We start from the raw sequence: 15,565 nt of genomic DNA, 5'->3' as shown, positions 1-15,565 counted from the left end.
CCGGAATACCCCTTTTTTTCAGCGCTGTTCCAGTATTCCTCATATCCGGGAAAAACAAACTCCGCCTGTTCCCGCTGCATTTTTGTTTCCTGAACACAAAAAATATCTGCGTCGACGCTGTCCATAAATTCTTTAAAGCCCTTATTCATACAGGCCCGCAGCCCGTTAACATTCCAAGAAATCAATTTCATAGCAACACATCCCATCTGCAGCTTTAACTGCCTAAAAAAATTCTTTAATAGTAATATTTTATCATTTATCTTCGCTTTTTTAAAGATACTTTAACGAACATGCTTTGACATTTTTGCAAACAAATGTACACAAAAAAGCCCCGGCCTATAGGACCGGGGCTTTGAAGCTTGATTTTATTGGATATGGGAAACTCTATCAGCAGCTTCTTTCTTCTTCGCATCATTGAAACGCGGCAAAGTACTGAGATAGCCGGTGATACGGCGCACACGCACGATAGTATCATAGTGAGGCTTAACAATTATATCGTTACCATCCAGCCCCAAATCCAAAGACAACAGGGTTTTATGAGGCATTACCTGTAATTGATTATCAAGATAAATGGCGGCTTCCTCTTGTGAGATCCCATCCGCGCAATTAATTTTTATACCCTGTAATTCGTAAGTCATGTGAACCAGCTCCTTCAATAAAATTCCATGACCTAATTATAAATCAATAATTATTATTTGTAAAGCACTTTCTACAATATTTTGTGTCTATTTTTGTTATTAACATTTTTCGATACAACATTTAGTATCTCGTTTTATGCTTTCAACTAATGATCGGACGATTCTCCATCAGGTTTACCTGCTTACTGATCGCCCACTTCATAGTTTCTTCCGGAGCGGTCTGATTGCCTAATTCTTTGATTTCATTTTCCCGGATCCGCTTTTTAGAAAATTTATCGCCGTCTTTCCGGTAAACATAAATATCAGCATTTAAAACTGTTTTTACATAGGTTGAGCTGTCTTCGTTCCGCCAGAACATCCCCTGCACCATTTGCTCATACATATCGTGCACGATCACTAAGACTACAGCTTCTGCCGGTATCTCTTCCGCTATTTTACGCATAACGGACTGGTCTATATTATGCTTGCCCTGCCCGGCAAAAATATTTTCAGCGGCCACCTTTTTCGGCCTGTCAGTATCCACCAGCTTAAAATCAGGGAAATGGTATGCCCAGCGTACTGGTTCGCGCCACATTTTGTAAACCTGCTGGCTCACGTTACCACTGTTATCAAAAACTATAAAAGCAGCAGGCTGATCAGCGAAAGCCGCAGCCGTATTAGGAATGACCGCTACAACAACTAATAAAACCGCCAGCAGCAGCCAGTTGATTTTCTTCATAAGTATCCCTCCTGTCAACGCAAATCAGCAGCAGTTCCATTGGTAAGCCGCTCTATACCCAAGTGGTCAGCTATAGTCTGACCAATATCAGAAAAAGTGCGCATAGGAGTTAAAGCCTGACTGACAACACCTTTTCCAAAAAACAATACCGGGATTTTTTCACGTGTATGGTCACTGCCGCTCCAGGTAGGATCGCAGCCATGATCGGCTGTGATCAGCAACAAATCTTCCGGCTTCAACACCGCTAACATTTCCGGTAACCGTGTATCAAAATACTCCAGGCCTTCTCCGTAGCCCTTCGTATCACGGCGATGCCCAAAGGAAGAGTCAAAATCCACAAAATTCACAAATACCAGACTCTTATCGGGTGCTTCCTGCACAGCCTGTAAGGCCGTATCAAACAGCTTCTCCAGCCCGCTGGCAGGATAATGTTTTGTGATCCCGCGATGCGCAAAAATATCTGCTATTTTGCCAACGGCGTACACGCTGCCGCCGGCAGCTGTTAATTTATCAAGTAGGGTAGCTTCTGGCGCAGGTACAGCGTAGTCATGCCGGTTACCTGTCCGCACGAAATCTTCCGCACAGCTGCCTACAAACGGCCTCGCTATAACGCGCGCTATATGATAAGGCTTGACCAGTTCATAGCAAATCTTACATAATTCATATAATCTATCCAGCCCGAAAGCTTCTTCGTGTGCAGCAATTTGCAGAACGCTGTCTGCACTGGTATAAATAATCGGTTTTCCGGTCTGTAAATGCTCTTCGCCAAGTTCTTTGATTATTTCCGTTCCTGATGCGTGCTTCTCACCCAGTACGCCCGGCAAATTTCCCTGTTTGATGATCGCCTCGACCAGTTCTTCCGGAAAACATTTCGGCTGCTGCGGAAAATATCCCCAATCGAAAAGTACAGGCACGCCCGCGATTTCCCAGTGTCCGCTCAGCGTATCTTTGCCATGGCTTATTTCCTCCGCACAGGTATACGCAGCATTGATACGGCTGTCATCACTGCTTAAAGGATGTGCCAGCTTCTGTCCACGGCTGAGCTCCGCCGCTCCAGCAAGCCCCAGTCCTGCCAAATTTGGAAGACGTAAATAATCAGGGCTGCCATCCACCTTTCTGCGGTTTGCTGCCATCCACTCGCAGATATGCCCTAACGTATCCGCACCGCTGTCGCCAAATTTTTCAGCATCATGGGCAGAGCCGATACCAAAAGAATCTAATAATAAAATTATGCTTCTTGCCATATTATTTACCTGCCTTTATCAAATCCCGCAAAGCCTGTTTTACTACACTCTGAAATCTTTGCGAAGCCAGCGCGTAAGTTTCCGGCGGCGCAACCTGCTCACTGTCGGTCCTTTTAGCAACAACACCGCAGATCGAAGCAGCTTTTAACCCAAAACTCTGCGCTACAATAAACAAGGCCGCAGTTTCCATCTCATAATTTAAGGCCCCTAACTCCTGCCACTCCAGCAGACTTCCCTGCAAAGTTTTTCTTACATAGCCTGTATAACTGTCATACCGTTCCTGCCCCGGCCAAAAAGTATCGCTGGAAACAGAAATGCCTGTATGATAAGGAACCCCCAGCTTTGCCGCTGCCTGCTGCAGGGCAAGTGTCAATTCGAACGAAGCTACTGCCGGAAAATTCACCGGCGCATAATGCTGTGAGGTCCCCTCTAAACGCACCGCGGCTTTATTGATAACAACATCACCAAGTTCTACCTTAGGCTGAATGGAGCCGGTAGTCCCGACACGAATAAAATTTTTTATACCTATACGGGCCAGTTCTTCCATCCCGATAGCTACAGAAGGACCGCCCATGCCAGTAGAGCAAACCAGTACCGCTGTGCCGTCAACATCTGCCAGCCAGCTTGTATATTCACGATGACAAACCACGGGTTCAGCCGCCCCAAGGGCTTTAGCCAACGCTTCAACGCGTCCTGGATCGCCCGGAAGCAAAGCATACTCCGCTCCTTTGATCATGTCTGCAGAAAGACCGATATGATAAAGAATCTCATCAGGCGCCGCTGTATTTCCCATTTTTCTGCCTCACTTTCTCAACAACAGATTTCTATCTAATTTATGTATTCGCCATTTTTATACTTGCTCCTGCAAAAAAATATTACAGTAATGTGAAATAAAAAACTGCCGCAGCAAATGCTGCGGCAGTAATATACTCAATAGCCCAAGTTCTCACCAACCAGGATCACTTTGATTTTTCCTGCTGGTTTACAGCGTCTGGTCGTCAAGATGTAATTGCAAATACAGTCAGGCGAGTTGCAATCTGCGCATAAGCCTGTTTCTATACAGGGAGTTTTAAGCTGCGGGAAACGATGCGTATTGATCGGCGCTGCGATCATCCGCGCCCGTGCCAAGGCGTCAGCCTGCGTTTTAACGAGCTTGTTGACACCTGCGACAACGATCACGCTTTTAGGTCCGTAAACCATCGCTGCCACACGATTACCAGTTCCGTCAATATTGACCAGCTGTCCATCTTCACTGATAGCGTTACTGCTCATCAAAAAAGTATCGCACAGCAGCGCCTGACGCAGTAAATCAGTTCTCTGTTCCGGCGTTTCTGCCGTCTCACGGTCAATGATCTTATAACGTCCGCTGCGCATTACTTCCAGCAGACCGATTTCCTGGATACTGACGGAGCCACCCCAGGAAACTACATCCTCCGCCGGGATAAGTTCCAATGCTTTAGCCAAAGCTGCAGCTTTGTCCTCACAATAATAAGCTTCAAAACCACGTCTTTCCAGATTTTTCAAAACTGTTTTACATGCAGCTTCACTGCGCGATTGGATAGGAGTTTTTGTCATTATGCTCACCTCTTATTCTGCAACGACTTCCCCTATAAATACTTCATCGATCCCATCATGTTCTTTCAGCGTAACCTCGATAGTTTCTTTATGAGCTGTCGGTACATTTTTCCCGACAAAGTCGGCACGGATAGGCAGTTCTTTATGACCACGGTCAATCAGCACTGCCAACTGGATGGCGCGGGGACGTCCCATATCAATGACCGCGTCCAGCGCCGCTCTGATCGTGCGGCCGGTATAGAGCACATCGTCTACTAAAACGATGATCTTACCATTCAGGTCAAAATCAATATCCGTTCCGTGGACAACAGGATTATACCCCAATGTAGACAGGTCATCACGGTATAAGGTAATATCGAGCATCCCCACTTCTACTTTTACGCCTTCAATGGTTTCGATCTCCTGAGCGATCCTTTGCGCCAGCGGTACACCACGAGTGCGGATACCAACAAGCACAACATTCCCGACACCCTTGTTTTTTTCAATAATTTCATGGGCAATACGTACCAGGGCACGGCGCATGCCGTCACTGTCCATAATTACGTTTTTCTTAACAACTTTACTCATGCTGCTCACCTCAAATTGTTTTTAAAATTGACCGTTGCGTAAACGGGTAATGATCTTCTGCATGTCTTCCGGTATCACGGCCTCAAAATGCAGGCGTTCTCCGGTACGCGGATGCGTAAATTCAAGCACCTGCGAATGCAGTGCCTGCCCATTGATTGCAAATGGCACCTTCATGGGTGAATATTTGGGATCGCCCACCAGGGGATAACCTAAATATTCCATGTGGACACGTATCTGATGTGTGCGCCCAGTCCTTAGACGGCAGCGAACAATAGTGAAACGGCCAAAACGCTCCAGCACTTCATAATCAGTTACCGCGTCACGACCGCCGGACTGTACTACACTCATCTTTTTACGATCGTTTTTATCACGGGCAATCTGGGCTGAAACAGTACCACTATCATCTTTGACATTGCCCCTAACTATCGCAATATATGAACGCCGGGCAGTTTTACTTTGGATCTGTTCCGACAGCGAGATATGGGCAGCATCATTCTTAGCTACAATCATGATGCCGGAGGTGTCTTTATCCAAACGGTGTACGATGCCCGGTCTGATAACATTATTTATCCCTGACAAGTTTTGGCAATGATAAAGCAGAGCATTAACAAGCGTACCGGTATAGTTGCCAGGCGCCGGATGTACTACCATGCCGCGCTTTTTATTGATAACGACGACATCTTCATCTTCAAAAATAATATCTAAAGGAATATTCTCCGGTTGGATTTCCAGAGGTTCTGGTTCTGGCAGCGCAACTGCAAATTCGTCGCCAGCCCTTACTTTATAGTTGGCTTTAAGTACTTTTGTTCCCCGTACTACGCGGCCATCCTCCAGCAATTTCTGCATATTAGAACGCGAAACATCCAGCTTCATAGCCAGATAGATATCCAGCCGCTGCCCTGCGTCTTCTTCTGCCGCAATAATCTTTTCTACTTCTCCAGTATTTCCGTCTGTATTAAATTCCATATAATAAGACCAACTCCTACACAAATCGCAATATCAGCCACATTAAAAATCGGCCAGATACGAAAATCAAAAAAATCTACGACCATACCGTTAACCGATCTGTCAATCAAATTCCCTACGGCACCACCGATAAAAAGTGCAGTTCCGGCACGTACACACAAGGGTTCTGCCAAGATATCTTTTCTGAACCACCAAACTATGATCAGTACCAGCAAAGCTACACCAATAAAAAAAGTACGGCTATGCGCAAACATGCCAAAGGCAGCGCCGGGATTAAGAATATAAGTTAAATGAAAAATGTTGGGAATGACGGGGATACTTTGACCCTCCGTCATCATGGCAACAACGATATATTTTGTCAATTGGTCAAGCACAACGACTAATGCCGCCAGCCAAATCAAGATCATAAATTGCTCCTATATTTATAAAAATTACTCTTATTATTATACCTGTAAAATCATCTTTTTTCAATGATTTACTGCCACACCATCAGCAGATACACTTATAGCGGCAACCAAAACAGTTGAAATATATATTTTTTTACATTTATACATAAATAACTTCAGTGCGCCTATGTAAAAGACCCGGCACCAAATAGTACCGGGTCTCATAAATAATTATTAGTACAGTATTTTATTAGCGATAACCAAACGCTGAATTTGATTGGTGCCTTCATAAATCTGCATGATCTTAGCATCACGCATCATTTTTTCGACCGGATATTCACGGGAATAGCCATAACCGCCCATTACCTGAACGGCGTCAGTAGTGACCTGCATAGCTACATCAGCAGCATAGCATTTAGCCATAGCGGCTTCTTTAGAGAATTCCAAGCCCTGATCGCGCATCCAGCATGCTTTATGCACCATCAGTCTGGCAGTTTCGACCTTCATCGCCATATCGGCGATCATTGACTGGATCATTTGGAAAGAAGCAATCGGCTGGCCGAACTGTTTTCTTTCTTTAGCATATTTTACAGCGCAGTCTAAAGCAGCCTGTGCCAAACCAACAGATACTGCACCGACAAAAGGACGCGCAGAATCCAGAGTATTCATGGCAATACGGAAACCCTCGCCTTCACGGCCAACACGGTTAGCTTCAGGTATAACGACATCCTGTAAAATCAGCTCGCAGGTATTAGAAGGGCGAATACCCATTTTGTCCTCTTTTTTGCCAACCTTGAACCCGGGGGTTCCTTTCGGCACGATAAAAGCAGTCAAGCCACGGATACCGCCGGTTTTACGGGTATTGGCATATACCAGATAAGTATCGGCGATACCACCGTTGGTGATAAAAGCTTTAGTACCGTTAAGCGTGTAAGTTCCATCTTCTTTATTTTTTACCGCAGAAGTAGCAACACCGCCGGCATCAGAACCCGCACCAGGTTCAGTCAAAGCAAAGGCAGCCAGTTTGCCTTCATTCAGCAAATCACAATGTGCCTGCTTCTGTTCTTCAGTTCCTGCAATCAAAATAGGGTAAGACGCCAGGGAATTTGCAGCCATTGAGGTAGCAACGCCGGCACAGCCCTTGCCCAGTTCTTCATAAATAACGGCAACGGTAACGCTGTCCAGACCAGGTCCGCCATATTCTTCAGGAACAATAACATTCAAAAGACCCATGTCTGCTGCTTTCTCCATCAGACCTGGCATTGCTTGATTGTTCTTGTCCATTTCGGCAGCGTAAGGGGTAATTTCTTTTTCTACAAAATCCCTCACCATCTCCTGTAATTCAAGTTGTTCTTCATTAAGTGCAAAATCCATTTTGTCCTCCTTGTGTTAAGGCTTGAGCCAAATTGCTTGTTAAGGCGACTTGACGTCAGCCTTTACCATTTACGGGGTATATCTTTAATTGTTTCCACAACAAACAAAGTCGTCAAAGCAGTTGCCAGCAGGGTATTCTTTTCATCATATACCTCAGCTTCAGCTACAAGAGTCATTCGTCCGTTATGGCAAAGCTTACAGACAGCATAAAGCTTTTGCGCTGCTGTGTATTTTACAATGTTACAACAAAAATTTAATGTTTCAGCTTCAACCCCAACGCTGACCGCACTGATTTGCAATGCGGCTTCAATAAGCCGGTAGACGACACTGCTGCAAACAAAGCCACGATGATCAAAGTCAGAGGCATCCTTCAAAGAAAGATTTATCCGCACCCTGCCGCAGTTTACCTGTTCTATACTCAGTGCCGCATCATCTAAAAGACGCCTTTCCAGACAAGCCGAATGCACTAAAAAAGGTATTCCCTCTGCATTTTCTGCACTCATGAACCGCTCATCTCCTACTTACTGCAATGTTGCTAAAACAAAAACATATTTTGGACATTATACCTTGAGTATTTTACCACAAAAAATTTACTAACTCAAGAGTTTTCAGTCAATTTTATGCAATTTATGTAAAAAAATGCCCCGATAAGCTTAAACAACCGTAAAATGACTTGTCAGTCATTCCCAATCAAAAAATCCGCCAAAGAAAACTTTGGCGGAAAACTTTTAATGATGAAACAGCCGCAATCCGGTAAAGGCCATAGCGATATTATATTTATCACAGGTTTCGATAACGTTATCATCGCGGATACTGCCGCCGGCCTGGGCAATATAATCAACACCGCTGCGGTGCGCGCGTTCAATATTATCACCAAACGGGAAAAATGCATCACTGCCAAGCGCAACTCCGTGCAATTCCTGCAGCCACGCTTTTTTCTCTGCGCGTGTCAGCGGAGCCGGTTTTTCGGTAAAGAACTGCTGCCAAACCCCGTCTGCCAACACATCTTCATAGTCATCTGAAATATAAACATCAATGGTATTATCACGATCCGGGCGACGGATACTATCTTTGAACGGCAGCGCTAAAACCTTGGGATTCTGACGCAGCCACCAGTTATCGGCTTTATTCCCAGCCAGCCTGGTACAATGTACACGTGACTGTTGGCCGGCACCAATACCAATGGCCTGGCCATCTTTAACGTAACAGACTGAATTGGATTGCGTGTATTTTAAAGTGATCAGGGCAATCAGTAGATCACGCGCTGCATTTGCAGGGATTTCTTTATTAACAGTAGGACGGTTTACCAAAAGCTCTGCTGAAATTTTGGCTTCATTACGGTCCTGTTCAAAAGTTATGCCAAATACATCTTTTGTTTCCTGTACTTCCGGAATATACGACGGATCGATCTTGATCACGTTATAGGTTCCTTTACGTTTGGTTTTTAAGATAGCCAAAGCCTCGTCAGTATAGCCGGGAGCAATGACACCATCTGAAACTTCACGTGCCAGCATCGCTGCAGTTTCTTTATCACAAATATCGGACAACGCCACAAAGTCGCCATAAGACGACATACGGTCAGCGCCGCGGGCTCTGGCATAAGCCGTCGCCAAAGGCGTCAGCTCCAGATCGTCAACATAATATATTTTTTTCAACACATCACTCATCGGCAGGCCGACAGCGGCTCCGGCCGGACTTACATGTTTAAAAGATGCTGCCGCAGGTAGACCTGTAGCTTCTTTCAATTCTTTCACCAGCTGCCAGCTGTTAAATGCGTCCAGAAAATTAATATAGCCGGGGCGTCCGTTCAGAACCTCGATCGGCAGCTCACCTTTTTTACTATAAATACGCGCCTTACTTTGATTGGGATTACAGCCATACTTCAATTGCAGCTCTTTCACAATTATTCCTCCTTAAAAATAATAAAAAAACCGACACTTCTGGAGCTCAGCGCCCAGACGGTCGGCAATACCGGTCATACTCCCTGTGGTTAATCCACTTCCGTCAGTTATATGACCTACTTCTGTTTTAGATTATACTTTTTGCCCGTCTTTTTGTCAATTATCCTTTTATCTCTTAGTCAACTATGCTACAATTTAGAAAATACTCCAAGGGAGATGTTGTAATGACTTATTGCTATGTTTGCCCGCATCGCTGCGGAGTTGACAGACCTGAAACATTAAATAGTCAGGAAGGTGTCTTTGGTTCCTGCGGCTGCGGCATGCAGCCGATAGTTGCCCGTGCGGCGCTGCACATGTGGGAAGAACCATGTATCAGCGGCACTAATGGTTCCGGCACTGTTTTTTTCAGCGGCTGCAATTTACATTGCGCCTTTTGCCAAAACTATGAAATCAGCTGTTTAAACAAAGGTGAAGAAATATCGGTCGAACGCTTAAAAAAAATTTATTCAGAATTAATTGAACAGGGAGCTCATAATATCAATCTGGTCACGGCAACTCATTTTACCGAGGCTGTTATCGCAAGCCTGTCAGAACCGCTGCCGGTTCCTGTAGTTTATAATACCAGCGGCTTTGAAACCGTAGATACAGTGCGCAGATTAAAAAACAAGGTGCAAATATGGCTGCCGGACTTAAAATACAGTGACGACTTAGCGGCAATCAAATACAGCAATGCCCCTAATTATTTTAATATAGCTACAACCGCCATAAAAACCATGTATAAACAAGTCGGCCCCTATCAAATGGATGAACAGGGACTGTTAAAAAGCGGTGTCATGATCAGGCATCTGCTTTTACCTAACATGATAGAAAATACCCTGAAAATCATCGACTGGGTCGCTGATAATTTTGAACCGGGCCAGGTTCTGTTCAGCCTGATGCATCAATATATCCCCTGCGGACGGGCCGCAGAATACCCTGAGCTCAACCGTACCGTTACCCAGGAAGAATACCGGCAAGTCGAACAATATCTTTTTACTTCAGGCATCGAAGACGGTTTCGTCCAAGAAGATTCAGCCGCCAGTACTGACTTTATCCCCTGCTTTGATGAAACAGGAGTTTAGTCCATTTACACTTTTTCTTGCCAATAATCAGAACAACTGATAAACTATAACTCACAATAAATTTATTCTTACCATTTGTTTGTGAGGGAAAATGAAAACTGATTCGCGCAACAAATATATTATTTTTATATTGCTGCAAAGCCTGCTTTACGGCTTAGGTAATCCCCTGACTAAAATTGCTTTTACCAGCATTACACCTTTATGGTGCCTGGCATTTCGTTTCAGTCTGGCTTTTATTATCTTTGCCATATTTTTTGGAACGCGCCTGAAAGAGCAGCTGCAGACACTTTCTGCCGGTCAATACCTGCCGGCAGGTCTCTGTATGGCAGCCGCCTATATCTCATGTAATCTGGCATTAGAAGGAACTACAGCGACAAACGTCGGTTTTATCATGTCGTTATCAGTCATTTTCGCACCGCTTTTATCAATAGTAATTTTACAGCGTCCTTACAGGCTTACACATCTTCCTATCCAGCTCTGCGTCATTCTCGGTATGTATCTGCTGTGCAGCAACGGCGGCGCCTTTGAGTTCAATAAAGGCGATCTCTGGGCTTTGCTGACAGCCGTAAGTGTTGCCGGAGCGCTTGTATTTGGAGAAAAATCATTGCGCCTGACCGATGCTGTAACTATTTCAGCTATCCAGACCTTTATCACTGCTGTTATCAGTATCGTCTGCGCTCTGCTTTTTGACGAAGCAGCTGTCATTCCCAAGATTCAGCCTGCCGCCTGGGCCGTAGTAATTTATCTTGCTGTAACCTGTACCTGTCTGGCATATTTTCTGCAAAATGCCGCTTTGAAGTTCTTACCGGCTTCCTTAGTATCAATGCTGCAGTGTACTCAGCCTGTTTTAACTGCCGCCGCGTCCTATCTGCTGCTAGCAGAGAAACTTACTTTAACGGGCATCAGCGGTGCTGTGATAATCTTATTCTGTATTTTTGCTGAGAATATTTTAGAAACTCTCACTTTAGAGCTAACTAAATAAACAGAACACCGCGGCATGCCGCGGTGTTCTGTTTATTTTTCTGTAGTTTGGTTCCGCTTTTCAGCTTCCAGCTGTTTAAATGCAGCCCGTTCCTGACACAGCTCCTCGTACAAAGACAGCCCGCTCCAGGATTTATTGTTTTCTGTCAGCATGGCCTTCAACTCGATCCGGCCTACGCCAACACGCTGCAGCGCCGTTAAAAATTTCTGCAGCTTACTGCCGTCAAATCCATGCAGCAGCAGCATTTCCTCCTGCAGCTCTTCGCCCTGATAAACCTCGGTTTCAGACTGTATATCAGGTAATCCCAGCAAAACACCCAACGGCTGGTTATATTCCTCTTTGGCAACCTCTCTAAAACGCACCTGCATCATCATGCAGACCATTTTTGTCATTTTCAGCTTTTCATCCTGAAAATTATATAACAAAGCAACGGAATGACTCATATTTTTCTCCTTTTCGATAATGATTATTGATAGCATTATTATAGCACAGAACTGCTAAAATTCACCAGTTTTAGTACCAAACAGTTCTTATTCAGCTGATATAAAACGCCTGCCGAAATTTTCGGCAGGCGTACTTTTTATTCGACTGTTACTGATTTAGCAAGATTTCTTGGCTTATCGACATCACAGCCACGGGTCAGAGCCGCATAATAAGCCAGCAGCTGCAATGGCAATACTGCCAGCAGCGGTGCCAAATATTTATCCGTTCTCGGAATAAAGATAACGTGATCGGCATATTTGGCGATACTGTCATCACCTTCAAAGGCAATGGCAATGACCATGGCTTCGCGTGCTTTGACTTCCTGCAGATTGCTGACGGTTTTATCATAAACATCCGGCTGCGTAGCCAAAACTATTACCGGCACACCTTCGACAATCAACGCTAATGTTCCGTGTTTCAACTCACCGGCCGCATAAGCTTCTGCATGAATATAAGATATTTCTTTCAGTTTTAAGGCACCCTCCAGGGCTACCGCATAATCAAGGCTGCGCCCCAGGAAAAATGCGTCTTCACTGCTGCCATAACGGGTAGCAAAGACTTTGATCTGATCTACATTTTCCAACAGTTTATGGATCTGCTCCGGAATCTCATGCAGACCTTCTACCAGCTTATGGGCTTGGGCAATATCTAAAGTACCGCGTAAGCGGCCAACATAGATCGCCAGCATCAGCATTACTAAAAGCTGTGTAGTATAGGCTTTGGTAGACGCAACAGCAATTTCAGGTCCGGCATAAGTGTAGACTACCTGATCGGCCTCGCGGGAAATAGAAGAGCCTACGACATTCGTAACGGCCAAAGTGCGGGAGCCAAGACGTTTGGCTTCTTTTAAAGCAGCTAAAGTATCGCTGGTTTCACCGGACTGGCTGATAACTATCGTCAGGCTGTTGCCGTCAACCAGCGGACTGCGGTAACGGAATTCGCTGGCAATATCGACTTCTACAGGAATACGTGCCAGCTGTTCCAGATAATACTTACCGACAATACCCGCATGATAAGCAGTACCGCAGGCAACGATAAAAATTTTATTAATACCTGCCATTTCTTCTTCGGTCCAGCCCAGTTCAGCAAACTCGATCCCATGAGAATCTTTAGGTACACGACCAGTCATCGTATCACGGATAGATTTAGGCTGTTCGTAAATTTCTTTGAGCATAAAATGTTCAAAACCGCCTTTTTCAGCAGCTTCGGCATTCCAGTTGACCTCAAATACCTTTTTGCTGATCGGAGTACCATTAATATCCTGTACCCAGACACCATCTTTGGTAACAGTAGCGATCTCGCCGTCGCTCATAATAAAGGTACGGCGTGTTTTTGCAATGATCGCAGGAATATCGGAAGCGATGAAGTTTTCTCCTTCACCAAGCCCAATGACCAGCGGATTATCTTTTTTCGTGCAAATTATTTTCTCAGGTTCCTGCGCGCACATAAACACCAGAGAATAAGAGCCTTCAATAACGCGCAGAACCTTCTTGACAGTTTCTTCAAAATCTCCGTCATAATACGCAGCCATCAGATGTGCTACAACTTCCGTATCTGTTTCAGAAACAAACTTGTGACCTTTGGCGATCAAATCTTCCTTGAGCACCAGATAGTTTTCGATAATGCCGTTATGGACAACAACAAAATCACCGCTGGCATCCGTATGCGGATGAGAGTTACGGTCGGACGGACGTCCATGGGTAGCCCAGCGGGTATGTCCTATACCCATAGTACCCTCAGGCATATGACCTTCCAATTTTTGACGCAAAGAATCAAGACGGCCCACACATTTTTCAACAGTGATCTTACCTTTTTCATAAACAGCAATACCAGCGGAATCATAACCGCGGTATTCCAGTTTGCTCATACCGTCCAATAAAAACGGCGCTGCCTGGTTATTACCAATATAACCAACGATACCACACATAGTTGTATCCTCCTAAATGTATATTGCCAATTCTGCCACAGACATTTTGTCACCGGTGTTGCCACCGGAATTTGTAGTCTGCTTGCGGCCTGCAGCTAGCCGAGAGGCACCCGCTGACTGATCGATAAACCTCTCCCTCGTCTGCCGCCAGAGGCGGCACTTGCGCTTATGGCAACAAGTGTATGCTGAGCACACAACATGCCGCGCAGGCTTGGCTTGTCCCACGCGGCACGTCCTTGTAACCACTGTTATTGTACTATATTTTAGCTCTCAGGTCAATGTTGCCCGGTTATCCCAGCTCGCAGTTGACCACTTCGGCAATAGCGCTTGCGATCTCCTCCAACCGCTCCTGTTTAGGCCCTTCGGCCATGATGCGGATCAACGGTTCAGTACCGGATGCCCGTACTAAAATCTGACCATTGTCACCAAGCTCATCCTGATATTTTTTGATAACGTTTTTAATAGCGGCTTTATCTTCCCAGCCGTGCTTATCAGCCACGCGCACATTAAGCAGGATCTGAGGATATTTAGTCATCATCGCCCCCATTTCCGAGAGCCGTTTGTTATTTTGGATCAATGCTCCAAGCAGCTGTACTGCTGTTAAAATACCATCACCGGTTTTAGCATATTTCGAGAAAATGATATGCCCCGATTGCTCACCGCCAAGATTATAGCCGTTTTTCAGCATTTCTTCCAATACATAACGGTCGCCGACTGCTGTTTTGACACAGGAACCGCCGTATTTTTTCATAGCCTGGTGCAGCCCCACATTACTCATAACAGTAGTGACGAGCACATTATCTTTCAGCTGCTTCTTTTTCATCAGTTCCAGCGCACAAATCAGCATCATCTGATCACCATCAAGCGCTTCGCCATTTTCATCTACCACCAGACAGCGATCGGCATCACCGTCGTTGGCAATACCAACGTCAGCGCCGACTTCCAGTACTTTGGCCTGCAATGCTTCCAGATGCGTCGAACCACAGCCATTATTGATATTGATGCCATTAGGCTGATTGAAGATCGTTACGACTTCAACACCTAAAGAACGTAAAATGACCGGGGCGATAACACTGTTAGCACCATTGGAGCAGTCCATCACGACCTTTAAACCGTTAAGTTTGCAGGGTGCGGCGGCAATGACATGATCGATATACAGCTTATCAAGTCCTTCTTCGACAATGACCTGGCCCACAGAAGATCCGCTGGGATTCTTACTGCATTCCACCGGCAGACTTACCAGTTCAGCGATCTCATCTTCGACGGCATCCGGTAATTTGTGTCCGGTTTTAGAGAAAAATTTGATCCCGTTATCTTCAAAAGGATTATGGGAAGCCGAAATAACCACACCGGCATTGGCCTTCACTTCCGGAGTCAGAAAAGACACTGCCGGGGTAGGCATCACTCCCAAAAGATGCGCATTGCCGCCAGCAGAACAAATACCGGCTGCCAAAGCGGCTTCCAGCATCGTACCTGACAAACGTGTATCACGGCCGATAATTATTTTCGGCGTAGCAGTTTCCCTGCCAAAATAAGTTGCCGCAGCGCGGCCCAATTTAAAAGCAAGCTCCGGTGTCAGCTCTACATTAGCGACTCCGCGCACACCATCAGTACCAAACAAACGAGCCATTACAAGACCTCCGAACTAAGGATTTTTTATTATCAGCTTATTATAAACTTTTT

General features: G+C 45.3%; 17 protein-coding genes and 1 riboswitch. Of the genes, 2 read left to right on the top strand and 15 right to left on the bottom strand.

What is annotated here, in order from left to right:
- The 12 genes from Q4G98_RS09305 to Q4G98_RS09250 form a co-directional block, all read right to left on the bottom strand.
- A partial coding sequence (locus tag Q4G98_RS09305) for an endonuclease/exonuclease/phosphatase family protein (RefSeq protein WP_367949982.1) occupies positions 1 to 191 on the bottom strand: 191 nt, incomplete at its 3' end.
- 174 nt (positions 192 to 365) lie between these two features.
- Positions 366 to 638 (bottom strand): anaerobic ribonucleoside-triphosphate reductase, encoded by a 273-nt coding sequence (gene nrdD, locus Q4G98_RS09300; protein WP_293548658.1) that lies wholly within the window; start codon positions 636 to 638, stop codon positions 366 to 368.
- 142 nt (positions 639 to 780) lie between these two features.
- Positions 781 to 1,356 carry a hypothetical protein gene (locus tag Q4G98_RS09295; RefSeq protein WP_298564566.1) on the bottom strand — a complete coding sequence of 192 codons (576 nt, stop codon included), beginning with the start codon at positions 1,354 to 1,356 and terminating at the stop codon, positions 781 to 783.
- A gap of 14 nt (positions 1,357 to 1,370) precedes the next feature.
- Positions 1,371 to 2,600: a phosphopentomutase gene (locus Q4G98_RS09290; RefSeq protein WP_298564564.1), complete on the bottom strand. Its 1,230-nt coding sequence runs from the start codon at positions 2,598 to 2,600 to the stop codon at positions 1,371 to 1,373.
- 1 nt (position 2,601) lies between these two features.
- Positions 2,602 to 3,393, bottom strand: coding sequence for a uridine phosphorylase (gene udp / locus Q4G98_RS09285; protein WP_298564562.1), 792 nt, complete (start codon positions 3,391 to 3,393; stop codon positions 2,602 to 2,604).
- A 137-nt stretch (positions 3,394 to 3,530) separates the two neighbouring features.
- A complete protein-coding gene (locus Q4G98_RS09280) occupies positions 3,531 to 4,175 on the bottom strand; it encodes a lactate utilization protein (RefSeq protein ID WP_293548662.1) in 645 nt (214 codons plus the stop codon).
- Between the two features lie 12 nt (positions 4,176 to 4,187).
- Positions 4,188 to 4,742: a bifunctional pyr operon transcriptional regulator/uracil phosphoribosyltransferase PyrR gene (pyrR, locus tag Q4G98_RS09275; RefSeq protein ID WP_177561243.1), complete on the bottom strand. Its 555-nt coding sequence runs from the start codon at positions 4,740 to 4,742 to the stop codon at positions 4,188 to 4,190.
- Positions 4,743 to 4,763: 21 nt separating this feature from the next.
- Complete coding sequence (locus Q4G98_RS09270) at positions 4,764 to 5,708, bottom strand: RluA family pseudouridine synthase (RefSeq protein WP_177561242.1); 945 nt, start codon at positions 5,706 to 5,708, stop codon at positions 4,764 to 4,766.
- Positions 5,672 to 6,115 carry a signal peptidase II gene (gene lspA / locus Q4G98_RS09265; RefSeq protein ID WP_298564557.1) on the bottom strand — a complete coding sequence of 148 codons (444 nt, stop codon included), beginning with the start codon at positions 6,113 to 6,115 and terminating at the stop codon, positions 5,672 to 5,674. Before lspA ends, Q4G98_RS09270 begins: the two co-directional genes overlap by 37 nt.
- 213 nt (positions 6,116 to 6,328) lie before the next feature.
- A complete protein-coding gene (locus tag Q4G98_RS09260) occupies positions 6,329 to 7,468 on the bottom strand; it encodes an acyl-CoA dehydrogenase family protein (protein WP_177561240.1) in 1,140 nt (379 codons plus the stop codon).
- A gap of 62 nt (positions 7,469 to 7,530) precedes the next feature.
- Positions 7,531 to 7,971, bottom strand: coding sequence for a hypothetical protein (locus tag Q4G98_RS09255; protein WP_177561239.1), 441 nt, complete (start codon positions 7,969 to 7,971; stop codon positions 7,531 to 7,533).
- Positions 7,972 to 8,196: 225 nt separating this feature from the next.
- Entirely contained in the window at positions 8,197 to 9,372 is a 1,176-nt protein-coding gene (locus tag Q4G98_RS09250; protein WP_366916994.1) for a phosphoribosylaminoimidazolecarboxamide formyltransferase, read from the bottom strand.
- A gap of 41 nt (positions 9,373 to 9,413) precedes the next feature.
- Positions 9,414 to 9,490: riboswitch (ZMP/ZTP riboswitch) on the bottom strand.
- Positions 9,491 to 9,593: 103 nt separating this feature from the next.
- On the opposite strand from Q4G98_RS09250, the gene Q4G98_RS09245 reads away from it, so the two are divergent.
- Together Q4G98_RS09245 and Q4G98_RS09240 are read left to right on the top strand one after the other, a co-directional pair.
- Positions 9,594 to 10,490 (top strand): radical SAM protein, encoded by an 897-nt coding sequence (locus Q4G98_RS09245; RefSeq protein WP_298564553.1) that lies wholly within the window; start codon positions 9,594 to 9,596, stop codon positions 10,488 to 10,490.
- Between the two features lie 91 nt (positions 10,491 to 10,581).
- Entirely contained in the window at positions 10,582 to 11,472 is an 891-nt protein-coding gene (locus Q4G98_RS09240) for a DMT family transporter (RefSeq protein WP_298564551.1), read from the top strand.
- Positions 11,473 to 11,504: 32 nt separating this feature from the next.
- On the opposite strand, the gene Q4G98_RS09235 is transcribed toward Q4G98_RS09240, so the two are convergent.
- From Q4G98_RS09235 to glmM, 3 genes are all read right to left on the bottom strand, one after another.
- Positions 11,505 to 11,915 carry a DUF3783 domain-containing protein gene (locus tag Q4G98_RS09235; protein ID WP_298564549.1) on the bottom strand — a complete coding sequence of 137 codons (411 nt, stop codon included), beginning with the start codon at positions 11,913 to 11,915 and terminating at the stop codon, positions 11,505 to 11,507.
- Between the two features lie 137 nt (positions 11,916 to 12,052).
- On the bottom strand, positions 12,053 to 13,882 hold the full coding sequence (gene glmS / locus Q4G98_RS09230; RefSeq protein WP_177561234.1) for a glutamine--fructose-6-phosphate transaminase (isomerizing): 1,830 nt from the start codon (positions 13,880 to 13,882) through the stop codon (positions 12,053 to 12,055).
- A 289-nt stretch (positions 13,883 to 14,171) separates the two neighbouring features.
- A complete protein-coding gene (gene glmM / locus Q4G98_RS09225) occupies positions 14,172 to 15,512 on the bottom strand; it encodes a phosphoglucosamine mutase (protein ID WP_177561233.1) in 1,341 nt (446 codons plus the stop codon).
- Positions 15,513 to 15,565 lie beyond the last annotated feature (53 nt).

It is taken from the genome of uncultured Phascolarctobacterium sp. (assembly GCF_958349595.1).
GTDB lineage: Bacteria > Bacillota > Negativicutes > Acidaminococcales > Acidaminococcaceae > Phascolarctobacterium.
Note: the sequence above shows the minus strand (reverse complement) of the source record. Positions and strands in the feature narration are given on the sequence as shown.